Origin of the sequence: Dactylosporangium sp. NPDC000521 (genome assembly GCF_042898305.1) — a bacterium.
Classification (GTDB): domain Bacteria; phylum Actinomycetota; class Actinomycetes; order Mycobacteriales; family Micromonosporaceae; genus Dactylosporangium.
The window spans coordinates 93945-118163 of sequence record NZ_JBIAYW010000005.1 but is presented as its reverse complement, the minus strand read 5'-3'; the positions used below and the strand labels follow the sequence as shown (position 1 = coordinate 118163).

Annotated in this window: 17 protein-coding genes and 1 pseudogene; 7 read left to right on the top strand and 11 right to left on the bottom strand. The window is 72.6% G+C overall.

Annotated features, from left to right (window positions below; translation table 11 throughout):
* Nucleotides 1-17: 17 nt before the first annotated feature.
* Complete coding sequence (locus ACFY3L_RS18525; RefSeq protein ID WP_389324888.1) at nt 18-1148, bottom strand: aromatic acid exporter family protein; 1131 nt, start codon at nt 1146-1148, stop codon at nt 18-20.
* Nucleotides 1149-1187: 39 nt separating this feature from the next.
* Here ACFY3L_RS18525 and ACFY3L_RS18520 point away from each other — a divergent pair, with 39 nt between their 5' ends.
* Nucleotides 1188-1913, top strand: coding sequence for a tyrosine-protein phosphatase (locus ACFY3L_RS18520; RefSeq protein ID WP_389324885.1), 726 nt, complete (start codon nt 1188-1190; stop codon nt 1911-1913).
* A gap of 43 nt (nt 1914-1956) precedes the next feature.
* Nucleotides 1957-3321 (top strand): DUF2252 domain-containing protein, encoded by a 1365-nt coding sequence (locus ACFY3L_RS18515; RefSeq protein ID WP_389324881.1) that lies wholly within the window; start codon nt 1957-1959, stop codon nt 3319-3321.
* Between the two features lie 910 nt (nt 3322-4231).
* Here ACFY3L_RS18515 and ACFY3L_RS18510 read toward each other — a convergent pair.
* The 3 genes from ACFY3L_RS18510 to ACFY3L_RS18500 form a co-directional block, all read right to left on the bottom strand.
* Entirely contained in the window at nt 4232-4507 is a 276-nt protein-coding gene (locus ACFY3L_RS18510) for a hypothetical protein (RefSeq protein ID WP_389324878.1), read from the bottom strand.
* A gap of 90 nt (nt 4508-4597) precedes the next feature.
* The gene (locus ACFY3L_RS18505) at nt 4598-5530 is read right to left on the bottom strand and encodes a CU044_5270 family protein (protein ID WP_389324875.1); all 933 of its coding nucleotides are present in this window, start codon (nt 5528-5530) and stop codon (nt 4598-4600) included.
* On the bottom strand, nt 5527-6093 hold the full coding sequence (locus ACFY3L_RS18500; RefSeq protein ID WP_389324872.1) for an RNA polymerase sigma factor: 567 nt from the start codon (nt 6091-6093) through the stop codon (nt 5527-5529). Before ACFY3L_RS18500 ends, ACFY3L_RS18505 begins: the two co-directional genes overlap by 4 nt.
* 122 nt (nt 6094-6215) lie before the next feature.
* Between ACFY3L_RS18500 and ACFY3L_RS18495 the strand changes: the two genes are divergently transcribed.
* Together ACFY3L_RS18495 and ACFY3L_RS18490 are read left to right on the top strand one after the other, a co-directional pair.
* Complete coding sequence (locus tag ACFY3L_RS18495) at nt 6216-7118, top strand: septum formation family protein (RefSeq protein WP_389324869.1); 903 nt, start codon at nt 6216-6218, stop codon at nt 7116-7118.
* A gap of 131 nt (nt 7119-7249) precedes the next feature.
* Entirely contained in the window at nt 7250-8263 is a 1014-nt protein-coding gene (locus ACFY3L_RS18490) for a LacI family DNA-binding transcriptional regulator (protein WP_389324866.1), read from the top strand.
* 150 nt (nt 8264-8413) lie between these two features.
* Here ACFY3L_RS18490 and ACFY3L_RS18485 read toward each other — a convergent pair.
* Together ACFY3L_RS18485 and ACFY3L_RS18480 are read right to left on the bottom strand one after the other, a co-directional pair.
* Nucleotides 8414-9352: pseudogene (locus ACFY3L_RS18485) on the bottom strand (FAD-dependent oxidoreductase); the annotation flags it as partial.
* Between the two features lie 56 nt (nt 9353-9408).
* Complete coding sequence (locus tag ACFY3L_RS18480) at nt 9409-11316, bottom strand: hypothetical protein (protein ID WP_389324863.1); 1908 nt, start codon at nt 11314-11316, stop codon at nt 9409-9411.
* Nucleotides 11317-11531: 215 nt separating this feature from the next.
* Between ACFY3L_RS18480 and ACFY3L_RS18475 the strand changes: the two genes are divergently transcribed.
* The 3 genes from ACFY3L_RS18475 (at nt 11532) to ACFY3L_RS18465 (ending at nt 15589) form a co-directional block, all read left to right on the top strand.
* Complete coding sequence (locus ACFY3L_RS18475) at nt 11532-12545, top strand: phosphotransferase family protein (protein ID WP_389324860.1); 1014 nt, start codon at nt 11532-11534, stop codon at nt 12543-12545.
* Between the two features lie 27 nt (nt 12546-12572).
* Complete coding sequence (locus ACFY3L_RS18470) at nt 12573-14339, top strand: PAS domain S-box protein (protein WP_389324857.1); 1767 nt, start codon at nt 12573-12575, stop codon at nt 14337-14339.
* A 68-nt stretch (nt 14340-14407) separates the two neighbouring features.
* On the top strand, nt 14408-15589 hold the full coding sequence (locus ACFY3L_RS18465; RefSeq protein WP_389324854.1) for a metallophosphoesterase: 1182 nt from the start codon (nt 14408-14410) through the stop codon (nt 15587-15589).
* A 27-nt stretch (nt 15590-15616) separates the two neighbouring features.
* Here the strand turns inward: ACFY3L_RS18465 and ACFY3L_RS18460 are convergent, their stop codons facing one another.
* The 5 genes from ACFY3L_RS18460 to ACFY3L_RS18440 all read right to left on the bottom strand — a co-directional run bounded on the left by ACFY3L_RS18460 (nt 15617) and on the right by ACFY3L_RS18440 (nt 24121).
* Complete coding sequence (locus tag ACFY3L_RS18460) at nt 15617-16057, bottom strand: universal stress protein (RefSeq protein ID WP_389324851.1); 441 nt, start codon at nt 16055-16057, stop codon at nt 15617-15619.
* 117 nt (nt 16058-16174) lie between these two features.
* On the bottom strand, nt 16175-16579 hold the full coding sequence (locus ACFY3L_RS18455; RefSeq protein ID WP_389324848.1) for a GtrA family protein: 405 nt from the start codon (nt 16577-16579) through the stop codon (nt 16175-16177).
* Nucleotides 16576-18090, bottom strand: coding sequence for a glycosyltransferase family 39 protein (locus ACFY3L_RS18450; RefSeq protein ID WP_389324845.1), 1515 nt, complete (start codon nt 18088-18090; stop codon nt 16576-16578). The genes ACFY3L_RS18455 and ACFY3L_RS18450 overlap by 4 nt, the downstream gene beginning before the upstream one ends.
* Nucleotides 18087-20261: a glycosyltransferase gene (locus ACFY3L_RS18445; protein ID WP_389324843.1), complete on the bottom strand. Its 2175-nt coding sequence runs from the start codon at nt 20259-20261 to the stop codon at nt 18087-18089. Before ACFY3L_RS18445 ends, ACFY3L_RS18450 begins: the two co-directional genes overlap by 4 nt.
* Before the next feature lie 29 nt (nt 20262-20290).
* On the bottom strand, nt 20291-24121 hold the full coding sequence (locus ACFY3L_RS18440) for a PA14 domain-containing protein (RefSeq protein ID WP_389324840.1): 3831 nt from the start codon (nt 24119-24121) through the stop codon (nt 20291-20293).
* Nucleotides 24122-24219: the final 98 nt, after the last annotated feature.

Sequence of the window (24219 nt, the reverse complement as noted above, 5' to 3'; positions counted from 1 at the left end):
CGGTGCCGCCCGGGGAGTCACGATCGCGGCAAGGTGTCCGGGTCGACGAGGGCGGTGGCGTCCTCGCCGCCGACGTCCTGGCGCAGCTGGTCGAGCCGGCCGAGCAGGCTGACGGAGTCGAGGACCGCGACCGCGCTCGGGAAGACCCGGTGGACGCGCTCCACGGCGGCGGTCAGCTCCTCCCGCAGCCGCGTGTCGTCGGTCTCCCTGCCGTCGAGGTGGTCCTCGAGCAGCGCCGCGAGGGACCGCAGCAGCGCGGTGAAGGTCTGCCGGTCCAGGGCCGGCGGCTGCCCGGCCCGGTCGTAGAGCCGGTCGGCGGCCAGCGCCACCGACCTGATCTGCAGGCTGATCCGGACCAGGAACACCTGCTCCTCGTGCAGGGCGACGACCCGCTCCCCGAGCCGGACGGCGGCGACGTTGAGCCGGGCCGTCTCCTCGACCCCGGCGACCTCGGCCGCGGCGGCGGTGCTCAGGTCGGTCAGCCCCCGCGACGCCCGGACCCAGTCGTGATGCACCCGGGTGTCCAGGGCCGGGGACCCGTCGCGGCGGTCGAGCTCGTCGGCGATGTCCCGCAGCACCGACACGCACCCCGCCGACCAGGTGGCGATGGCCGCGCAGGCCTGCCGCAGGCGCGGCCGCTCCGGCACGGCCACGGCGACGGTCAGCCCGACCACGCTGCCGATGGCGACGTCGATGAAGCGCCACTGCCCGTACCCCTTGGCGACCGGCGCCAGCATGATCACCGCCAGCACGGCGATGGTGAGCTGGTTGCGCGCGAGCGGGGTGTTGGTGACCCGCCGGGCCAGGGCGAGGGCGCCGAACGCGGCGAGGGCGAGCGACCACCAGGACAGGCCGAGGATCTTCACCCAGCCGATCGCGACGGCCGTGCCGACGAGGTTGGCGAAGAGCAGCTGCAGGCCGGTGGCGATCGAGCCGTACACACTGGCCTGAAGCGTCAGGATCGCGACGATCGGGGCGAAGAGCACCGCGACGTTGTCACCGAGCTGGCGGGCGAGGACCCAGGCCGTGGTCGCCGCGACGGTGGTCTTGACGACGGTCAGCCAGCTCGGGCGGCTCTTCGGCACGCTGGCCAGCAGCACGCCCAGCGGCTCGGTCACCGACGCGCGCTTCGACCTGGCCGGATCCACAGAACGGAAGCCTACCGGCGCACCCGATAAGGTCGCAGCGTGCGCAGCTACGACCACCCCAACCTGTTCAACTTCCGCGACCTCGGCGGCTACACCGGCACCGGCGGCCGCACGGTGCGCTGGCGGCGGCTCTTCCGCTCCGACTCGCTCAGCCGGATCGACCCGGCCGACGCCGCGTCGTTCACCGCGGTCGGGGTGCGCACCGTCATCGACCTGCGCCGCCCGCGGGAGGTCGCCCGCGACGGGCGGGTGCCCGAGTTCCCCGGCCTCGCCTACCACCACCTGCACCCGGAGCACGCCGAGTGGGAGGACGCGCCCGACCACGACGAGCCCAGCGACGCCCGCTGGCTGGCGAACCGGTACCTCGACATCGCCTACACCGGCGCCGCCGCGATGGTCGCCGCGGTCGCCGTGATCGCGGAGGCCGACAACGCGCCGGTGGTCGTGCACTGCACCGCCGGCAAGGACCGCACCGGCGTCGTGGCCGCGCTGACCCTCGGGGCGCTCGGCGTCGCCGAGGACGACATCGCCGAGGACTACGCGCTCACCGCCGGCGCGACCGGCCCCGCCATGGCGTACCTGCGCCGGATCAACCCCGAGATCGCCAAGATGCCGGACCGCTACCTGGCCGCGCCCGCCGACGCGATGCGGCTGTTCCTGCACGACCTGCACGGCCGGCACGGCTCCGTCCGCGGGTATCTGCTGGAGATGGGCCTGGCGGAGGCGCACCTCACGGCGCTGGAAGAACACCTGCTGGAGCCGTGAATCTGACACCGCCGTGTCACCTCGGGGCCGTTACCGTAAGGGCATGATCGGCTCCACCGGATGGGCGGCTCCGAAGGCACTGCGTGCCGAGGGTGTCCAGCGTCGCTCCAGCACCCCCGCCAAGTCGTTGACCGAGTTCCGCACGGCGGCCGGCCGTGATCCGGTCGCGGTGATCGCCGCGTCCAACGCGGAGCGCGTCGCCGAGCTGGTGCCCATCCGTGTCGGCCGCATGATCAGCTCCCCGTTCGCGTTCCTGCGCGGGTCCGCCGCCGTCATGGCCGCCGACCTCGCCGGCGGCGCCGACACCGGGCTCCACGGGTACATCTGCGGCGACGCGCACGCGGCCAACTTCGGCTTCTTCGCCTCGCCGGAGCGGCGGCTCGTGATGGACGTCAACGACTTCGACGAGACCGTCGTCGGACCCTGGGACTGGGACCTGAAGCGCCTCACGGCCAGCATCGTCAGCGCCGGCCGGGAGGCGGGCCTGCCGGAGGACGAGTGCCGCGACGCCGCCCACGACTGCGCGACCGGCTACCGCACGGCCCTCGCCGAGCTCGCCGACATGTCGCTGCTGGAGGCGTACTACCTGACCACCGACCACTCGACGCTGGAGCACTTCGGCATCGGCGACCTCGCCGACGTCTTCGACCGGGTCCGCAAGAAGGCGAAGAAGAACACCAGCCGCCGCGTCGCGCAGAAGTTCACCCAGCGCCTCGACCACGACGCGTGGCGCTTCACCCCGGACCCGCCGATCCTGGTGCCGCTCGACTCCGCCGACTCGTTCCGCGTCATCGAGTCCCTGGAGGGCTATGCCGCCACCCTCGAAGACGAGATCCGCACCCTGTTCGGCCGTTACGCCGTCGTCGACGTCGCCCACCGCATCGTCGGGCTCGGCAGCGTCGGCCTGCGCTCGTATGTGGTGCTCCTGCACGGCAACCACGACGAGGCGCTTGTGCTGCAGGTGAAGCAGGCCCGCGCGTCCGCCCTCGCCCCCTATCTGCCGCCCGTGCCCGAGCAGCACGCCGGCGAGCGCGTCGTGCGCGGCCAGCGCTGGATGCAGACCGTCAGCGACGTGCTGCTCGGCTGGACGAGCATCGACGGTGTGCCGTATCTGGTGCGCCAGTTCCGCGACATGAAGGGCTCGATCGACCCGACGACGCTGCGCGCCGGCCAGCTCGACGACTACGCCCGCGTCTGCGGCGTCGTCCTCGCCCGCGCCCACGCCCAGTCGATCGACCCGCGCACCCTGTCCGGCTACTGCGGCGCCCCCGACACCGCCGACGGCGACGAGTTCGACGAGGGCTTCGCCGCCTTCGCCGCCGACTACGCCGACCAGACCGAGGCCGACCACGCCGCCCTCGTCGCCGCCGTCAACGCCGGAAGGCTCCCCGCCACGACAGGCGTCTAACGCTGTGACCACTACCGTTCACCGGCTTGGTGGTGTTGTGGTTCCTCGCCGCATGGATGCGGTCTCGCGACTCCCCACCGGTGGGGTGGGGCGGGCCTCAGCCGGCCAACCGACTCCTGCCACCGGTCCCACCGTCGCGCCGCGTGGTGTGGTGGCGTGACGGTGTGGCGGGGCTCGGCGTGGGTCACGCCGGGACAGTCCGGCACCGGGGAGGTGTCGATCCTGCTCGACGGCGCGTGAGCACCTGCGGCGACACCGCCGCTGGGGTGCTGGTGCCGCCGCCCACAGAAACCCGGGGGTGCGGGTGGCGATGGTGGCGGCCGCGAACGGGTCACGGTGCCCGGAGAGGTTGCAGTGCCGGCAGGTCATCGTCCGACGGGCCGGTTCGGTGGTCCTCCTGCGGCAGCTGGGCGGGTTGATGGGGTGCACGGTGATGCCGGCGAGCCCGGCCTTGTCCCGCAGCACCGCGATGGCGCGGCCGACCTGCCACTGCCGCAGCCGCAGGTTGTGCCGCCGCACGACCACCGATTGCCCGGGCACCACGCCGACCGCCTGACCCGACGGCGGCCGCGACAGCGTCCAGCACCTCGCCGACCGTCCACCGCTTCGGGCGCTCGCTTGCCTCCGGCATGACGACCGCCGCACGTCCGCCGGAAGGCGCGGCACCGTGCCAGGCGGGACGCCGGCGGTGGCACGACCGGAGGCTGGCGCCCTGACCACGTTCCCGGTGGTGGATGACGCGCCGTCCGGCACCGGGGCCGGACGCTTGCCGCGTTCAGGCTGTGCGGGTGGCAGCACCTGCGCAGGCACGATCTGGCCTTCCAGCGCACCAGGACGTGGAAGGGATCCACCGCCCCGGCCCCGACCGCGACACCGAACTCGCCCGCATCGGGCACGTGACCGGCCTGACCTACCGCGCGGCTCGCAACGCCGCCGCGACCTGGACGGCATCCAGGTCGACGACGACCTCCTCGCCGTCCCACCCGCCGCGCTCGCTGATCGCCAGGCCGATCCAGGCCAGTTCGGCGGCATCGTCACGCAGTTCGAACTCTTCGCGGCTCTCCTCGCCGATCCCGCCCGGTTCGTCGCGGTTCCAGGCGGCGACGGCCGGCTCGGCCAGAGACCGGGGCAGCCGCACGCTGATCCGGCTCACAGGTTCGAGACGAGCGCCGATCGCCGCCAGCACGGTCCGGTCCTGCTGATGTCGCAGGTACTGTTCGCGATCTTCCACGGGCCGACGCTGCTCGGCCTCGAGCGAGCCCTGGCGGTCAGGGAACTAGCGCTTCGGGCGGGCGCCGAGGCTGGGGACGACGGCGCGCTGGGTGACGGCCGACGTGCCCAGCACCGTGCCGGCTGGGCCGTCGGGGGTGTCCTTCACGAGGTAGCTGCGCTCGCCCAGGTAGTCGAAGGTGCGCTCGTCGAAGATCCATTCGTGGCGCCAGTTGCGGTCGGTGTGCGCGACGGCGATGCCTGGGCGGCCGGCCGCGTCGGTGACCCCGCGGACCACCTCGACGCCGGGGATCTTCGCCGCGGCCCGGTAGAGTGCGGCCCTGATCTGCGGCGGGACGAGTGACTCGTGCAGGACGTCGCCGATCGCGGTGAACGCCTCGGCCTGAGGGTTGTTGCCCTGCCCCGCGCGCTCCCGGTAGAGCTTCGCCAGCAGCTCGTCGGGGTCGGCGGGCAGGTCGACGATCTGCGCGTTGGGTGTCATGTCCGGCAGCTTCCGCGTCGTCGGGATGGCGCCGAGGAGCGGCAGGTCGTAGAACGGCTGCCGGACCTGGCCGTCGCCGCGGTGCAGCAGCGGGATCCAGATCTCCCGTACGTGCACCGGCTGGAGCCGGGCCGGGCCGTCACCCACCTCCGAGTACGCGACCTGGCTCTTGACGTAGAGGTACTCGCCGCCGCCCGCCGGGAGGTCCGGCTCGCCGGCCGCCGCCGCGGCCATCTGCTGCAGCAGCAGCATCGCGCCGCCGTGGTCGCCCTGGGCGACGGTCACCACCAGCGGCGCGCTGACCGGCGACAACGCCTGGACGACGACCCCGGCGGTGAGGGCGACGGCGAGCACGACCGCCGGCACGAGCACCAGCGTCCGCCGGGAGCGCCGGGCCGGTCGCCGGATCTCGGTCACCAGGTGGTGCCGCAGTGCGTGCCGGCGCGCCGCCGGCAGGGCCGCCACGGGCGGGGCGGCGGGGGCGGTCGGGTCGTTCAACGGTGCTCTCCCTGCTCGACGGAGTCCGGCTGCTGTGTCAGGGCCCGCAGCCGGGTCCTGGCCCGTGACAGCCGGGAGCGCACGGTCCCGACGGGGACGCCGAGGGCCTCGGCCGCCGACGCGTAGTCCAGCTCCGACCACACGCAGAGCAGGAACACCTCCCGGTCCGCGCGGCTCAGCGCCCGCAGGGCCGCCATCGCGGCGGCCAGCTGGTCGGCGTCGTGCATCCGGGCGATCACCTCGTCGGCGAAGTCCGGGACGGTGTCGCGCGGCGGGAGCCGGCGCAGCGCGTCCCGGTGGCGGCGTGCGGCGCGCCGGCGGTTGCGCAGCACGTTGGTCGCGATGCCGAGCAGCCACGGCCGCAGGCTGCCGCCGTCGGGGTGCAGGGTCGCGCGGATCCGCCACGCCTCCAGGAACGTCAGCGACACCACGTCCTCGGCGTGTGCGGCGTCGCCGGTGCTCCACACGGCGTGCCGGTGGACCGCGTCGGCGTGCTCGTCGAAGAGCGCGCCGAAGGCGTCGGCGTCCCCGGCCCGGATCCGGACCCGCAGTTCAGCTGTCACACCTGTACCTGTCCGCGGCCGCCGGTGGGTTCCCGCTCCCGCGGCACGATTGTTTCCGCTTGTGGGATTGATCGGCTACTGACAAAATGCCCACCGCGCGCGTTCGCGGGGGAGGCAAAGACGTGGTGCGATCGAAGATGGCGGCTGTCGCGGTGGTACTGCTGGCGGCCGTGACGGGTTGTACGGCCAGCGTGCCGGCCGGGGTCGACAAGGACCTCGTCAACGGGTGGGCCATGATCCCCGAGGCGAAGGTGCCCGAGCCGAAGGCCGGCGACTGCTGGACCACCTCGACCCCCACCGTCGACGACATCGTGACGGTGCCGATCGCCACGGTCGCGGCGCCGTGCGGCGGCCCGCACATGGGCGAGACCGTGCACGTCGGGCACTTCACGGGTGCCACGGCCGACGCCGAAACGCCGCCGACGCTGGACAAGATGGCCGACACCTACGCCGCGTGCGAGGCCGAGGTCACGAAGTTCCTCGGCGGGTCCTGGAAGCTCGGCAGGGCGCGGCTGCTCGTGTACCCGCCGACCACCACCCAGTGGCGGGGCGGCGCGAGGTTCTTCCGGTGCGACGTGGCGTCGCTGAAGAGCCACGACGGCTACCTCGAGGAGCGGACCGCGTCGTTGCAGGGCAGCATGCAGGCCGGCAGCGAGCGGCTGTACGGGTGCATGACCCTCGTCGGCAGCATCGACAGCTGGAGCGACCTGACGCCGGTGGCCTGCACCGCGCCCCACGACGCGGAGTTCATGGGGCTCCTCGCCCCGAAGTCCGGCACCGGCGCGTACCCGAACAGCAGGGACGCGTCGAAGGCGGCGTTCGACACGGCGTGCGTCGACCAGATCCGCAGCTACACGGGCGGCGGCATCAACCCGCTCGCGAACGCCAAGGCGAGCTACTGGTACCCCCTGGTCGCCGCGAACTCGCAGGAGTGGAGCGCCGGCAACCACAGCGCGCACTGCTTCGTGCTGCTGCCGAAGAAGATCAGCCGCACGTTGAAGGGCAACGGAAGCAAAGCCGTCTGATCGCGGCACCCCGGACTGCCGCTCCGCCCTCGCTCCGGCCGGTGACATCGGTCAAGGCCGTGGGCTCCCGTGCGGCAGACTGGTCCTGGGCTGCGCTGTTCTGGAGGGGATTGTCGTTTGGACGGGGGCCGATGACCGCCGGGCGGGTGACGCTGCTGGACGTCGCGCGGCGGGCCGGTGTCTCGCGCACGACCGCCTCGTTCGTGCTCACCGGCCGCCGCGACATGCGCATCTCCGCCGACGCCGAGCAGCGCGTGCTGCGCGCCGCCCGCGAGCTGGACTACCGGCCCAACCTGACCGCCCGCAGCCTGCGCACCCGCGTCACGCAGACCATCGGCCTCGTGTCGGACACGATCGCCACCGACGCGTTCGCCGGCGAGATCATCCGCGGTAGCACCGCCACCGCCCTGGCCCGCCAGCACCTGATCTTCATCGGCGAGACCGAGGGCGACCCCGCCACCGAGAAGCGGCTCGTCCAGGACATGCTCGACCGTGGCGTCGACGGCTTTCTCTACGCTGCGATGTACACCCGCGAGATCCGCATCCCGTCGGCCCTGCGCGGCCATCCCGTCGTGCTCGTCAACTGCGTCACCGGCGGCCGCCGCGCCGTCAGTGTCGTCCCCGACGAGCTCGCCGCGGGGCGCTCGGCCGCATCGGCGCTCCTGGCCGCCGGCCACACCGGCGGCATCCACATCCTCGGCGAACCGGCCACCCACGTGTACGCCGCCCGCCACCGCCGCACCGGCATCGACGAGACCCTCGCCGCCGCCGGCCTGCGCGTCGCGGGGACGATCGAGTGCCCGTGGTGGCCGGAGCCCGCGTACGAGGCCGTCCGCGCCCTCCTCGCCGGCGGGCCTCCCATGACGGCCCTGATCTGCCTCAACGACCGGCTCGCCATGGGCGCCTACCAGGCCGCCGCCTCCGCCGGGCTACGGATCCCGGAGGACCTGTCGGTGGTCGCCTTCGACGACTCGGACCTGGCGTCGTGGCTGCGGCCGCAGCTGACGTCGGTCGCCCTCCCCCACTTCGAGCTCGGCCGCCGCGCCGTCGAGCTTCTTTTGGACCCGGACCGCACCCCCGGCACCCGCCTGGTCGACATGCCCCTGCGCTCCCGCGCCTCCATCGCCCCACCCCGGTCGCTGTAAGCCCGCCGGCTGCGAGCGGCCAGGATGCTGTGCGTCCGCCCCACCGCTGGCACGGCGGGGCGGAACTACAGCGGCGAGGGAGCGGGCGGCGGCGCGGCCGGCGCGGTTGGCGCCGACGGTGCTGGCGGAGGGGCCGTAGCCGATGAGGTGGACGAGGGGCTCGCGGACGGTGGCGGTGCCGTCCATGCGGATGCCGCCGCCCGGTTCGCGCAGGTGGAGCGGGGCCAGGTGGGTGAGGGCGGCGCGGAAGCCGGTGGCCCAGATGATGACGTCGGCGGGTTCGAAGGTGGTGCCCCACATGGCGCCGGTGGGGACGAGACGGTCGAACATCGGGTGCCGGTCCAGGGCGCCCTTCGCGACGGCGGCGCGGACGAGGGTGGTGTACCCGAGGCCGGTCACGCTCACGACGCTCGCCGGGGGCAGGCCGGCCGTGACCCGGGCGGTGACCTCGGCGATCACCGCGCGGCCGTGGTCCTCGGTGAACTCGCCGTCGTGGAACACGGGCGGTCGGCGGGTCACCCAGCGGACCGAGGCGGCGACGCCCGGCAGCTCGGAGAGGACGTGGATCGCGGAGTTGCCGCCGCCGACGACGATGACCCGCCGGCCGGCGAACTCGGCCGGGCCGCGGTACTCCGCGTAGTGCAGTTGCCGCCCGGCGAAGGTGCCCGGATAGGTGGGGAGGTAGGGCCGCGTCCAGGTGCCGGTGGCGTTGACGACGGCACGTGCGTGGAACGAGGCGCCGGTCGTACCGACGACGAAACGCGAAGCAGAGGACGGGCGCGACACCGAGAGGACCCGCACCGGCCGCCGCACGTCGAGTCCGAACCGTCGCTCGTAGTCGGCGAAGTACGCGGAGACCACGGCAGCGGCCGAGCCGGACGGCGGCGCGGAGAACGGCAGGCCCGGCAGGTCGAAGATCCGGTGCAGCGACGACGCCTCGAGGGACGGCGAGCGGTGCTGCCAGGCGCCGCCCGGTGCGGCGTCGGCGTCGAGCACGACGTGGTCCAGGCCGAGCCGGCGCAGGTGATAGGCGGCCGACAGGCCCGCCTGACCGGCGCCGATCACCACGATGTCCGGGTCCGCGTCCACGATGGGGAGAACCCCGCCGTGGACGCGGACCTTCCTGCGGTGCGCTGTCTACCGCGTCACTTGGCCTTGCCCTTGGTGAGGCCCCAGGCCGCGGTGTTCAGGGTGTCCTCGACGCCGACCAGACCCTCGTCCGGGTAGAACTGGTCGTCGCCGAAGTCGTAGTCGAAGTCGTCCGCGGTGCCACCGATGTTGTCCGGGCCGACCCCGAAGAGGCCGGGGAACGCGCCGCCGGCGTCCATGAGGTTGGGGGTGGAGTTCAGCGGGTCGGTGTGGAAGTTGCCGTAGAGGTGGCCCGCCTCGTGGGTGATGACGTTGCCCAGCGCCCGGCCGATGAACTTGATCTTGTTGCTGGCCGGGGTGATGTACGTGTTGAGCGACGCCGCACCGCTCGGGTCACTGAGGACGTCCAGCAGGACGATCGCGCTGTCCTCGTTGGCGTAGTTGCCCGGGTCGATGAACTGCGCGATGCCGATGGTGTCGATGCCCGACTCGGCGATCGTGCCGCCGACGACGATGCGGTGCACGTTCGGCTGGCCGAACGGGTCCGGGTTGTCGCGGCTGTTGAGGATCTTCAGCCCGAAGCGCGGGTCGGTGCCGCGCTCCTTCATGTCGGTGACGATGTTCTCCTTCACCGCCGCGATGACCTCGTTGATCACCTTGTTCTCGTCGGCGGCGGTCAGCCCCCACTTGCCGAGGAACCCGGCGAGCGGCGACAGGGTGCGCACCCCGGGCCCGCCGAAGATGGCGGTGTTGATCCGGGCGCCGTCGAAGTCCAGGAAGAGCGTCTGGACGGTGCCGTTGTCCTGCGCCTCGGGGCCGGGGCGATAGGCCTCGAGCGTGATGTCGTACAGGCCGGCGCCGCCGCCCACCTCCACGGTGAACCGGCCGGAGGTCGCCGCGACCTGCGACACGACCGCGTTGCCACCGCCGGGCAGCGGGGAGCTGGGCGCGTAGATGAAGCTGGCGTCCTGCTCGGAGCCGAAGACGATCCGGCCGGACGGGTCGCGGACGGTCAGCCGGGTGCCGACGCCGGTCACCGAACCGCCGAGGACGTCGCCGGCGAGCAGGTCGACGGCGTAGAAGTCACGGTCGGGGAAGGCGAGCGTGGCGGTGAGCAGGTACGGGCCCTCGCTGCCCGACCCGAGCCCGCTGCCGGAGTCGAACGGGTCGGCGGGGAACACCGTGCCGGTGCCGAAGCCGGAGATGAGCAGGTAGTAGGTGCCGGACGTGGTGAACGTGAAGTCCAGCAGGCTGTCCAGCCCCGGCCCGCCGTCGTCGTCGGTGCCGACGAGCACGCCGGCCGCGTCGTACAGGCCGATGACGGTGTCCAGCGGCCCGCTCGGCGTGTCCGTGCCGGCGATCAGCTGCTGCCCGGCGAGCGCGGTCACCTTGATGAAGTCGAAGTCACCGGTGTCGTCGCCGGCGCTGCCGTGCGGGCCGTCGCCGATGTCGCCGCTGGTCGAGACGCCCCGGCGGCCGGCGCCGAGCAGCAGGTCCGAGGCGATCGGGATGGCCCCGTTGTCCTCGGCCGGCGCGGAGACCGTGCTCGGGCTGACCGTCTCCGGCGACAGCTGCCCGAGCACGCGGGCCCGGTTGTTCAGCTTCTTGCCGGTGCCGAAGCCCTTGACCAGCTCCGCCGTGGCGTGGCTGTCGTTGGACCCGAACGTCCCGCGCGGCTCGGCCTCGTCGTGCAGCAACGGCGACGTCGCCGCCGCCGTCAGCGAGTTCTTCTTCAGGTTGGCCCGTGCGGCCGCCTGCTGCTTGGCCACCTCGGACCAGTAGTACTTGTCGACCTTGCCGGGATCCTTCAGCAGGGCGGTGTAGGGGTTGACGGCGTTGGCCGGGGCCTTCAGCGTGGACTGCTGCTTCGGTACGACCTGGACCCCCGCGGCGAGCTGGCGTTTGATGCCGTCGCTCAGCTCCTTGGACGGTGCCGCCGCGGCGGGACTCTGTGGCAGCGCCACCAGAGCCGCACCCACCAATCCGGCGACAGCGAAACTCGCTAGCCTTTTCCTCACTTGGCCTCCCCATTGAGTCAGGCGTTTCGTGCACGCTATGGCCTGCAAGGTCGTCTACACCACCCCCAATGTCTGTCAATACAGGATTTAACAGATGCAATGATTAACGCCTATGTTGATCACGCGTTGATCACGACACCGCGCTCACCTAGAGTGTTGGGGTGCCCCATGCCCCCAGCCCCACCCAGCGCCTTCTCACCGCCGACGACGTGACCACGCTGCTCAACCAGCGGGCCGGGCTGACCGTCGTCCACTGTGGACCGTTGAGCGGCGGGACGTTCGCCGCGGTGTGGCGGGCGACGCTGGACGACGGGCGGGACGTGGTGGCGAAGGTCGGGCCGCCGCCGGAGGTGCCGCTGCTGCGGTACGAGCGCGGCGTCATCGCGGCCGAGGCGCGCTACTACCGGACGGTGGCGGCGAACGCGCCGCACGTCCCGGTGCCGCCGGTGCTGTACGCGGACGACGAGGTGGTGGTCGTCGGGCTGCTGCCGGGCCGCCCGCTGACCGAGCTGCCGGACGGGACCTCCGACAGGGCCTCCGACGAAACCGTGCGCGAGCAGCTCGGGGTCGCGCTGCGGCACCTGCACGGGGTGACCGGGCCGCACTTCGGCTACGAGGGCGCCGGGCGGGCGGCGGGGCCGACGTGGTCGGCGGCGTTCACCGCGATGACCGCCGACCTGCTCGCCGACGCCGCCGACTGGGAGGTGGAGCTGCCGGTGCCGGCCGCCGAGGTGCTCGCCACGATCGAGCGGCACACCGGCGTCCTCGACGAGGTCACGCGGCCCGCGCTGGTGCACTTCGACCTGTGGGACGGCAACGTGCTGTGCGAGGCCGACGGCGCCACCCGCCGGCTCACCGGACTGGTCGACGGGGAGCGGTACTTCTGGGGCGACCCGCTGTACGACTTCGTGTCCACCGCGCTCGGCCGGCGGATGGAGGAGCTGCCCGAACACCCGGTGCTGCGCGGGTACTACGGCGCCACGCCGTTCACGTTCACGCCGTCGCAGCGGCTGCGGCTGATGCTGTACCGGATGCAGTTCTTCGTGCTGCTGCTCGCCGAGATGCCCAGCCGCGGCATCGTCGGCGAGGAGGCGCGCGGGCGGCGCGAGTGGGTGGCGCCGCAGCTGCTCGCCGACCATCGGGGCCTAGGTCCGGTCAACCACAGTGTGGTATAGAGGACGATACATACGGTAAGGATGTCGATGGGCAGACGGCAGATCCTGGTCGCCGCGGTGTACGGCGCGCTGATGGCGGCGCTGGCCGGCACGCTGTTCATCGCGCCCGAGCTCGACTCCGTCGCCTGGGCCGGGATCGGCCTGTGCGCCGCCGGGGCCGTGGTGCTGGGGGTACGCCGGATCCGGCCGCAGCGCCCCGGGCCGTGGTGGGCGCTCGCCGCCGCGCTCGTGGCGATGACGGCGGGCGACTTCCTCTTCGGGCTCGTCGCGGGCGCCGACCCGCCACCCCTCGCCGACCTGTGCTACCTGGCGATGTTCCCGTTCGTGGCGGTCGCGCTGATCGGGCTGACCCGTGCCTCGTCGACGCTCGGCGGCCGGGCCGGTCTGCTCGACCTGCTCGCCCTCGCCAGCGCCGCGCTGCTCGCCGGCTGGGTGTTCATCGTCGGCCCCAGGCTCGCCGCCGACGGCATGACCGGGACCGAGTGGTCGATCCAGGCGGCGTACACGCTCGGCGACGTCGTCGTCCTGGTCGTGACGGTCCGGCTGACCAGGGCCGCGCCGCGCAACCCGTCCGCGATCCTGCTCACCGTCGGCGCCGCCGGGATGCTCGTCGGTGACGTGGCGTACGGCCTCGCCCAGTCCCGCGACGGGCTGGCGCCCGGCGGACCCGCCGACGCCGCGTACGTCGCGCTCTACGCGTGCTGGGGCGCGGCGGCGCTGCTGCCGTCGATGGCCCGGCTCACCGCTCCCCCGCCCGCCCCCGCGGCGGCGGACACCCCCGACCGCGGGCTCGGCATGCCGTGGCTGCTCGGTGCCGTCGCGTTCGCGCCGCTGGTCCTGCTGGTGCAGGCGCTGACCGGCACCGTGCGGGACGGCCCGATGATCGCGGCGGTCTCCGGCATCACCCTCGCACTGCTCGTCACCAGGCTCAACGACGCCGTCCAGCACCACGCGGACGGGCTGCGCCGGGAGCGGACCCTGCGGCACGCGGGCACGGTCCTGGTCAGCGTCACCGACGCGGCCGCGGTCGCCGTCGCCGTGCGGACCGCGGTCCGGGAGCTGCTGCCGGCCGACACGCCGCACATCATCGTCGTCGACTCCAGCCTCACCGACCTGCTGCCGCTCAACGAGCTGTCCGCGCCGCGGATCGTGCCGGTCGGCGCGACGCCGCCGCTGTGGCAGGAGCGGCTCGGCGAGTTCGGCGACGTACTGGTCTGCCCGCTCGACGCGGCCGTGCTCTACATCGCCGCCGACCGCAAGGACCTGCGGACCGTGCAGGACGCGGTGACCGTGCTCGCCGGCCAGGCGGCGCTCGCGCTCGCCCGGATCGCGCTCACCGAGGCCGCGAGCCGGCGCGACAGCGACGACTACCTGAGGGCCGTCGCCGAGCACACCAACGACGTCGTGATCGTCCTGGACGACGACGAGCGGATCCGGTACACGAGCCCGTCGGTGACGGACCTGCTGGGGATCTGGCCGACGCCGTTCGCGACGCTGCGGGAGATCATGGCGCCGGACGACCGGGACCAGGTCGACGCGACGCTGGGCGTGGCGCTGCTCGGCGGGCGGGACGGCACCCGCGACACGTGGAGCCTGCGCCGCCCCGACGGCACCCGGGTGCTGGTCGAGGTCCACTTCCGCGACCTGCGCGACGACCGCCTCGTCCGCGGCCTGGTGATCACGATGCGCGACGTGACCGAGCAGCGGCGGCACGAGCTGGAGGTGCTGCGCCGCCACTGGGAGGCCACCCCGGGTGCGTCAAACCGGGACAATTCGGTCCGTAAATACCAGTAGCCTCGTGGCCTGTGACGGATCACAGGATCGCCTTGGTCGCGGGGTGGCACTGCGTGCCATGCTGAAGCGTGGCTACCACTGAAGCGGTCCCAGTCGCGCGGCGCCGGTCGCTGCTGCGCCCCGTGCTGTTCGCGTTGACGCTCACCACCGTGCTGGCGCTGCTCTTCGGCGTGCCGTGGTGGTCGCTGGTGCTGTCCGGCAACGCGTGGCCCGTCGGCGTCCGCGTCGCCGGCACCGTCGTGTTCGCCGGCGCCGCCGTCGCGTTCCCCGTGCTGATGATGCTCGGCCACGGCCGCCGCCATCTGGACTGGGCGTCGCGGATCGCGGACACCGCCCTCGGCGTGGTGTGGCAGCTCTTCGTGTGGGCCGTCGCCGGCGACCTGCTGCGCCTGGGCCTGCTCGCCGGCGGCGTCGGCGACCCGCTGCGCTCCAGGCTCGTCGCCGGCTTCACCGGGGTCGTCGCCGTCGGCCTGCTGCTGTGGGGCTACGTCGAGGCGATGAAGGTGCCGCGGGTCCGCCGGGTCGAGGTCGCGATCCCCCGCCTCGGCGCCGGGCTGGACGGGCTGAAGGTCGTCCTGCTCACCGACACGCACTACGGCCCGATCGACCGGGTCCGCTGGTCCCGCGGTGTCACCGAGGTCGTCAACTCCCTGGACGCCGACATCGTGGCCCACACCGGCGACATCGCCGACGGCACCGTCGCGCAGCGCACCGAGCAGGCCGCCCCGCTCGGCGACGTCAAGGCCCGCTACGCCCGCGTCTACGTCACGGGCAACCACGAGTACTACGGCGAGGCCGAGGGCTGGCTGCAGCGCATGGGCGAGCTCGGCTGGGAGGCCCTGCACAACCGGCACCTGGTCGTCGAGCGCGGCGGCGACCGCCTCGTCGTGGCCGGCGTCGACGACCGTACCGCCGCCGGCACCGGCCTGCAGGGGCACCGCGCCGACCACGCGACGGCCCTCTCCGGCGCCGACCCCGACCTGCCCGTCCTGCTGCTGGCCCACCAGCCGAAGCAGGTCGACGACGCCGTCGCGCACGGCATCGACCTGCAACTGTCCGGCCACACCCACGGCGGCCAGATGTGGCCGTTCCACTACCTGGTGCGCCTCGACCAGCCGGTCGTGCAGGGCCTGACCCGCCACGGCGAGCGCACCCAGCTCTACACCAGCCGCGGCACCGGCTTCTGGGGCCCGCCGTTCCGCATCTTCGCCCCGAGCGAGATCACCGAACTGACCCTGCGCCGCGCCTGACCCCACCGCAGGACAGTCCCCACCCCATCAGGGGACGACGGTGACGGGCCATTTGCCGGCTTTGACGAGGCGGACGGCGAGGGAGCCGACGAAGCGGTGGCCGAGTCGGGAGGAGGCGCCGACGACCACCGCGTCGGCGCGGAGCTCGGTCGCGATGCGGACGAGTTCGGAGTACGGGTCGCCGCGGGCGGCGACGAACTCGGCGCGGATGCCGGCGTGGACCGAGCCGGCCTCGACCTGGCGGCGCATGTCCTCGGTGGCGTCGGTGATGGCCTGTTCGACGGCGGCGGCCGCGCCGGCGACGAAGAGGCCCGCGGTGGGGGCGCCGGCGACGTAGACCACGACGAGCCGGGCGCCCTGCCTGCGGGCGAGGCCCGCCGCGTAGGCACCGGCCCGCAGGGACGGGTCCGAGCCGTCGACGCCGACGACGATGACCTTCGGGCCGTCGGTGCCGAGTTCGAAGACCACGGCACCAGCATGCCGCAGCACCCGGCGGATCCGCATCCGGGGGCCGCGGCACGGCAGGTGTCGAAACGGAGCCGCGAAGCGGTGAAAGAACAACGGAGCAGGGAGGAGCAGCAGCTGTCAGGCGGACTCCGGCAGCGGGGCGGGGCGGTAGATGAAGCGGTTGGTGACGGCGAAGCGCAGGGCGAACGCCAGGACCAGGGTCGCCGAATTGGCGGCGAGCTCGTCGACGCCCGCCCACGAGACGAGGAGCGCGAGCAGCGGCAGCCGGACGGCCAGGTCGAGGTTGTTGAGGGCCACGAACCGCGCGAGCCGGCCCGTCCAGTGCCGGCCGCGGCGGTCGCGGAACACCACGAAATCGACGAGGACGAAGTTCCAGCAGATGGCGACCTCGGTCGCGGCCACCGCGGCCGGCAGGTAGTGCAGGTGCCAGTGGTCGACGAGCAGCCACATGACCGCCAGGTTGGGCAGGACCCCGGAGGCCCCCACGGCGCCGAACCCGGCCATGCGCAGGAGGGACTTCACGGGTGCACCTTCCGGACGATGATGTCGCCGAAGCGGGCGACCTCGGTCGAGGACTCCATTCCCCGGCGCAGGGTCGGCAGGTCGGCGAGGGTGCTGACGGCCTGGTCGGCCATGACGATGTAGTCGATGCTGGCCACGCCGGCCGGTAGGACCTCGGTCATCACCTCCGGGTCGGTGTCGACCTTCCAGAGCCAGACGGGGTGCGTGAACCCGGCGAGCTTCAGGTCCATCCAGATGTAGTCGTCGGTGACGACGACCGCGGACCGGTCGACGTGCTCCACGACCCAGCGGGTCGCGGCGCGGGAGTCCGCGCTGCCGTCGAAGGATGCCTGCGCACGCAGGGTCGCCGCCCAGCTGGGAAGGAAGAGGAGCGCCGCCAGTACAGCGGCGGCAACGACGAACGGAGCACGCAGCCGCGCCGAAAGCTGGGCCCCGGCCCCGGCGATGAGCAGGGCCGCGAAGGGCAGCAGGGCGATGACGTAGGCGAAGGGCAGGTAGCCGCCGCGGCACATCATGGCGACCTGGATGAGCAGGGCCAGCCCGATCGGCCGGAGGCGGCGCACGGCCAGGCCGACCGGGATGAGCGCGACGCCGGTCAGCAGGAGCCACGGGTCGAGGTCGGTCCATGACCTGGCGAGGCTGGACGTGCCGGAGGTCGGGTCGAGGAGGCTGCCGCTGCCGGAGCGGCCGAACACCTGCCACCACAGCGCCCAGCCGAGGCTGACGTGGCCCTCGCCGGGCAGCAGCTCGTTCTTCAGCAGCGCGAACACCGGGTAGGAGGCGACCAGGACGGCGAACGACACGGAGAACACGCCGAGGTTCCACGCCCGGGTCCGCCGGGAGGTGTGCTGGATGAGCAGCCAGACCAGGGCCGGCAGGAGGATGACGATGGTCTCCTTGCACAGGGTGGCCGAGGCGAACCAGATCGCGCTCCACAGGGCGGCGCCGACGCTGCGGCGCGGTGACGCGGCGGCGGCGAGCGCGGCGAGGACGAACATGGTGGCGAGGTTGTCCAGGAACACCATGCGGTGGAAGTAGACCGCGAGTGGGCTGACCGCGAACAGGAACACGGCGGCCCCGGCCCAGCCGCGGCTCAGGCGCAGCCGCCTGGCGAGCAGGAACAGCAGGGCGCAGCTGATCACCGCGGCGATGAGCATGACCTCGCGGCCGACCATGACGGCGCTGGAGGCGCGGTCGAAGCCGTCGGTGAGGCCGGCGTAGCCGGCGATGATCGCCCAGCCGAGGAAGGGATGGTCGTACCAGTAGGTGTAGTGCGACAGGGCGCCGTGGTCGAGCAGCGCCCAGGCCTGGTTGACGTAGGTGCCCTCGTCGTCGTTGATGCGGCCGGGCCAGCCGTGCAGGTTCCACCCGTTGACGAGCCCCGCGAGGACGAGCAGCGGGGCGAGCACGAGCAACGACGCCCGGTGCGTGCGCCAGCGCGACGGGCTCGGCTCGGCGGCGACAGTGGCACCACGGACCGGGCTGCGCTCGATTTCCAGAACCGGCGTCATGCGACGGCGCCTTCCAGAGCCAGCGGCCGGTGGTGGCCACCGTGGGCGGTCTTGTGCCAGGTGGTGTTGCCGTCGACGTGCTGCCACACGGCCCAGAACGCCGCGCCCATCAGCACCCACTGGTAGACGGGCGAGCCGACGAGCAGGAAGAGGTAGTGCCGCCACAGCACCTTCTGCCGGTACGCGTGGGCGAACTCGCGCAGCCCGACGATCTGCGTCGCCAGGGTGATGAGGATCGGCACGAAGGGCGCGTACATCAGCATCGCCACGCCGACGGGCACCTTCAGCCACAGGATCGTGGCGATCGACAGGGGCAGCAGCAACGCGGAGAAGGCCTGCAGGAACGGTGTCGCGAGGATGTACCCGGCGAGGACGCGCTGCCGCAGGGTGGGCAGCGTCGCCCAGCGGCCTTCGAGCAGGATGCTGAGGAAGCCCTGGTTCCACCGGACGCGCTGCCAGAAGAGGGACCCGGCCCGGCGGTCGCCGATGGTCTGCGGGACCTCCTCGCGGGTGGCGAGCTCCGGTTCGTACGCGGCGACCACGCGGGCGTCGTACCGGGTGCACAGCAGGACGCCGAGCGCGCAGTCCTCGGTGAGGTTGTCGGGCCAGCCGCCGGCCTGTTCGAGCAGTCGCCGCCGGATGAACACGGTGTTGCCGCCGAGCGGCACGAACCCGGTCCGCACCTGGTAGAACATGCGGCTGGTGAACCAGAAGAAGTACTCCATCACGTTGTGGACCTTGAACCAGTCGCGGACGCGGGTGCCGAGCGTCATGAGTTGTACGCCGCCCTGCACGACGTCGGCGTCGGTGCGGCCGAGCAGGGTGTTGACCCGGGTGAGCAGCTGCGGCGCGACGTCGTCCTCGGCGTCGACGACCCCGATGACGGTGCCGGTGGCGACGGCGAGCGCGGCGTTGAGCTGGCGTGGCTTGTTGGATCTGGTGTACGCGCGGACGACGGTGCGGACCCGGCCGTGCGGGTCGTCGAGCGCCTGGACGCGCCGGACCTCGGCGAGGGTCGCGTCGTCGCCCTCGCACAGCGACACGAGGATCTCGTAGTCGTCGTGGTCCTGCTGGAGCAGGTGCCGTAGGGTGCCGGCGATGACGAACTCCTCGTTGAGCGCCGGCACGATGATGGTGAAGCGCTCCTTCGCCTCGTCGGGCACGGCGGCCGGCCAGCGCATCTGCTCGACCGCTTCGGGGGTGCGCCAGCCGTACAGGCGCCATCGGACCTCCAGCGCGCCGACGACGGTGTTGTACAGCGCGACCGCGGTCACGAGCAGGGCGAGGACCGCGGCGCCGGACAGCGGTGACACGGCGAGGGCGGCGGCGGCCGCGGCGACCGTGCCGAGCAGGGCGCCCCAGCGGGCGGCGGGCGTGCCGAACCAGGTGACGAGCCGGAGCCAGGGCAACTGCCGCAGGTACAGCAGTCCCTGGCGCAGGTCGCCCTTGCTGGCGCCGGCGACGCGTTCGGCGAACCGCAGCGGCAGCTCGGTGCGGCGGAGGCGGGGGAACCGCGCGAGGATCTCCAGGAGGATCTTGAAGCCACGCGACCGGAGCTTCTCGGTGTCCATCCTGTCCAGCCGCACCGCGAAGAATCCGGTCATGGGGTCCGTGACGCCACGCAGCGCGAACGGGAACGCGACCCGCGCCAGGATCGTCGAGCCGGTCGACACCAGGCGGCGCAGGCGCCCGTCGAGGCCGCCGCTGCTGCCGCCCTCCCGGTAGCGGCTCGCCATGACGAGGTCGTGGTCGTCGAGAGCGGCCAGCATGGCGGGCACCAGCTCCGGCGGGTGCTGCAGGTCGGCGTCCATGACGAGGACCTTCGGTGCGCGGGCCCGCCGGAACCCGTCGACGACGGCGCCCGCGAGGCCGCCGGTCCGCTGCCCGCCGGTGCGGTGGAAGACCCGGACGCGGAGGTCGTCGCGCTCCAGGCGGGCGGCGGCGACCGCGATGGCGTCGACGGTGTGCTCGTTGTCGCTGTCGTCCACGAACAGGAGCTCGACGCCGCACGGCGAGGCGCCGTCAAGTGAGGCGCCGTCAAGTGAGGCGCCGTCAAGCGAGGCGTCATCGGGTGAGGCGTCATGCAGTACCGCCGACAACCGGGCGATCAGCGGACCGACGTTGTCCTCCTCATGCCTGCACGGGATGACGATCGTGGCCTTCGGGGTCACGGGATCTCCTTCGATACGACCGATGAGCTTCACAACCGGATGACCGAACAGCGCGCCAGTGCGCCGCCACCGCTGTCGAAGTACTCGACCGTGACCGTGTGGTCGCCTTCGGACAGCGGGGTTTCGAACGTGTACGTGGTCGGCGGGTGGTCGGACCATCCGTCGATCACCACGGCTCCGTCGATCGAGACGCGGATGCCGTCGTCACTGGTGGCGGTGATGCGGTACGTGCCGCCGGGCAGGTGGTCGGTCCTGGTCCAGCGGGCGGAGAACCCGTCGGCCGGCAGCCCCTCGGCGGGGGCGCCGAGGCCCCAGTCGTGGTCGACGGCCAGGTCCTGCCGGGTCAGGACGGGTTCCCCGGTGGCGGTCGGGTTGTCGTAGAAGGACACCGTCCACGGGGTGGGTGGCGGCAGGTCGGCGGTCTTGTCGTAGCTGAGCCGGGCGATGGCCCCGGCGGCCCTGTCGTAGTACTCGACGACGATCACGTGGGCGCCCTCGGCGAGGTTGCGCTGGACCACGAACGTGGTCGGCGGCTGGTCGCGCCACTCGTCGAGGACGGTCACGCCGTCGACGAGGAGCCGGACGCCGTCGTCGGCGAGGAGCCGGAACGTGTAGACGCCGGCGGCGAGGTTGTCGGTGCGGGTCCAGCGGGCGGAGAACCCGTCGGCGGGCACGCCGGGGCCGGGCGAGCCGAGCCCCCAGTCGAAGTCGACGGCGGCGTCCTGCCGTTGCATCGCCGGCGCCCCGGTCAGGTCGGTGCCGCGGTAGTAGGCGCCGTCCCAGCCGGGTGGTGAGGTGACGTCGCCGACGCGCCGGTAGCCGAACCGCAGCTGGGCGCCGGCGGCGTTCTCGTAGTATTCGACGCGGATCGTGTGCGGGCCGCCCAGCAGCAGCTTGTCGGCGGTGAACTCCTCGTTCTGCTCCCGCCAGCGGTCGAGGACGACCGCGCCGTCGACGATGACCCGGATGCCGTCGTCGCTGGCGCCGGCGAACCGGTAGAGGCCGGACGGGAGCACGTCGGTGCGGGTGTACACGGCGACGAAGTGGTCGGTGTCGATACCGCCGCCGGGGCCGCCGCCGCCGTACGGGTGGTCGATCGCGGTCTCGTCCCGCACGAGATCCGGCGCCCGCGCGGGGATCGACGGCTGCGAGCCGGCGCCGGGCGTGTTCCAGTACCGCGCCTCGTAGGGCGGCGCCGGGGGCAGGTCACCGGCGCGGCTCCAGCTGAGCCGGGCGAGGGCGCCGGCGGCGTTCTCGTAGTACTCCATGACGATCGTGTGCGCGCCGCCGCCGAGCGCCAGCCGGGCCCGGTACTCGGTGACGCCCTGGTCGCCCCAGTGGTCGACGACCAGCTGGGCGTCGACCCACAGCCGCACCCCGTCGTCGGACGTGGTGACGAAGTCGTAGTAGCCGGCGGTCAGCGTCAGCGGACGGGTGTACCGCGCGACGAAGTGGTCCGCGTCGATCACGGGGTCGGGCGATCCGAGGCCCCAGTCGTGGTCGACGGCCGTCTCGTCGCGGCGCAGCTGCGGCGCGGTCGCCGGGACGGCCGGCGCGGAGCCGGCTCCGGGGGTGTTCCAGTACTCGGCGGTGAACGCGTCGCGGGGCTGGTCCGGCGTGGTCTCCCAGGTCAGCTTCGCGCTCGCGTCGACCACGTTGTCGTAGAACTCCATGCGGACCTTGTGCTGCCCGGCGGCGAGGTCGGCGACGTACTCGTAGGCGGTCGGGCCCTGGTCGTGCCACTGGTCGATGACGACCTGGTCGTCGATGAACAGCCGGGCGCCGTCGTCGGAGGCGACCGTGAAGCGGTACCGGCCGGTGGCGAAGAACTCGGTCTTGGACCAGCGGGCGGAGAAGTGGTCGGCGTTCACGCCCGGGCCGGGCGGGCCGACGGACCAGATGAAGTCGACGGCCGGGTCCTGCCGGGTCAGCGCGGGCGGGCCGTCGAGCTGCTGGTTGTTGAAGTACTCGCCGAAGAACGGCGCCGACGGCGCATAGGTCGCGGTCCACGTGGTGGCGGTGGCGGGGGTGGTGACGAAGCGCCGGATCGCGCCGCCGTCGGACCAGCCGGTGAAGTGGTACACGGTGCCGTCGGCGCTCCGCGTCGTCGGCGGCGCGGCGATCTCCCGCCGGAAGCCGGTCACGCCCTGGACCGTGGACGGGGTCGGGACCGGCACCCCGTCGAGGGTCAGGCCGAGGCCCGGCGGGCTGGTCGTGAACGTCATCAGCGACGTGCGCGGGTAGATGAAGACGGACTTCGTGCTGGTGAGCCCGTTGCGGTCGGTGACGGTCACCTTGATCTCGAACCAGGTGTCGGCCGACGCCTCGCCGGTGACGGGGATCGTGAACGTGCCGACCCGGCCGGTGAGCGGCCCGACGAACGGGTGCACGTGCGTGTTGTGGTGCAGGAACACCTCGGTCTTGATGTCGCCGTCGCTGACGTCGTAGCCGGCGGCGTCGGTGCCGAACGCGTTGTAGGTGATCGTCTCGCCGGCGTCGTAGCGGGCGCCGTCGGCGGGCGCGGCGACCCGGACCGTCGGCGGCGAGCCGACCTGCACGACGATCGGCCGGGACCTGACGGTGCTGCGGCCGTCGGACACGGTCAGCGTCACCGGGTAGACGCCGACGGCGGTGTAGGTCTTCACCGGGTCCGGTGCGGTGCTGCCGGTGCCGTCGCCGAAATCCCAGTGGAACGTGAGGTCGTCGCCGTCGGGGTCGCTGGTGCCGGCGCTGGTGAAGTGGACGGTGAGCGGCTGCGGTCCGCCCGTGCTGTCGGACTGCGCGCGCACGAGGGGCGCGCCGCCGGCGAGGCTGTAGGAGACCTGGTACAGCTGGCCGGGGAAGTACGTGAGGTAGTACAGCGAGCCGTCGGGGGCGACCTTCAGGTCCACGACGCTGCCGGCGTCAGGGTCGAAGTCGCGGACCTGGGTGATCTGCCCGGCGTCGTCGAGCAGCGCCTGCTTGATGAAGCCGCGCGAGTAGTCGCCGAAGAACATGCTGCCCTGGTACTCGGCGGGGAACTGGCCGCCGCGGTAGACCGGGCCGGCGGTCACCGCGCCGCTGCCGCCGTCGTGGTTGTAGGCGTGCAGCGGCTCGGTGTAGCCGGCGCAGCCGGCGGCGCAGCGGCCCTCGTGGACCGGCCAGCCGTAGTTGCCGCCCTTGACGATGAGGTTGAGCTCTTCCCACGTGTAGTCGCCGACGTCGCCGCCGTAGAGCCGGCCGGTGGCGCCGTCGAACTGGAACCGCCACGGGTTGCGGAAACCGTATGCCCAGATCGCACCGAGTTTTCCGGGCTGTCCCGCGAATGGGTTGTCCGGTGGAATGGTGCCGTCCGGGTTGATCCGCAGAATTTTGCCGTGAGGGTTGGTCAGATCCTGTGCGTTCGGTGGATAGCCGTTGTCGCCGACGGCGAAGTAGAGCTTTCCGTCGGGTCCGAACCTGATGCTTCCGCCGACGTGCAGCAACTGCGACGGCGAATGTGTCTGAAATATGGTGTACGGGCCGTCGGTGCCGATGTCGCCCGATGCGTCGAAACGCACGAGGTGATTCAGCAGGTCGTGCCCGGTGTAATAGAAGTACACGTGGTGGTTGGCGACACCGAACCCGGGATCGAACGCGACACCGATGAGCCCGCGGTCGCCGGACGCCTCCGAGGGCAGGTCAGCGAAGGGTTCGGGGAGGAGGTGGCCGTCCTTGAAGATTTTGATCTTGCCGCTGCGTTCGAGGATGAACACGCGGCCGTCGGGGGCGATGTCGAATCCCGACGGGCCGTCGAGGCCTTCACCGACGACGAGTCGCGTGGAGAATCCGGGTGGGGTCGCGGCGCCGGCCGGCACCGCACCGGGTAGCAGTGCCGCCACCAGTGTCAGTAATGCGACGAATACCGGCCGCTTACGCAATTGCCCACCCCACAGTCGTCCCTCGGCACGCATCCTCGGGGTGCTGTGTGATGTGGGAA

Excerpts from the sequence above, each read along its gene's own strand:
- ACFY3L_RS18470 (WP_389324857.1), top strand. The coding sequence starts at position 12,573 with ATGGGCAGACGGCAGATCCTGGTCGCCGCGGTGTACGGCGCGCTGATG.
- ACFY3L_RS18515 (WP_389324881.1), top strand. The coding sequence starts at position 1,957 with ATGATCGGCTCCACCGGATGGGCGGCTCCGAAGGCACTGCGTGCCGAG.
- ACFY3L_RS18450 (WP_389324845.1), bottom strand. The coding sequence starts at position 18,090 with ATGACGCCGGTTCTGGAAATCGAGCGCAGCCCGGTCCGTGGTGCCACT.
- ACFY3L_RS18490 (WP_389324866.1), top strand. The coding sequence starts at position 7,250 with ATGACCGCCGGGCGGGTGACGCTGCTGGACGTCGCGCGGCGGGCCGGT.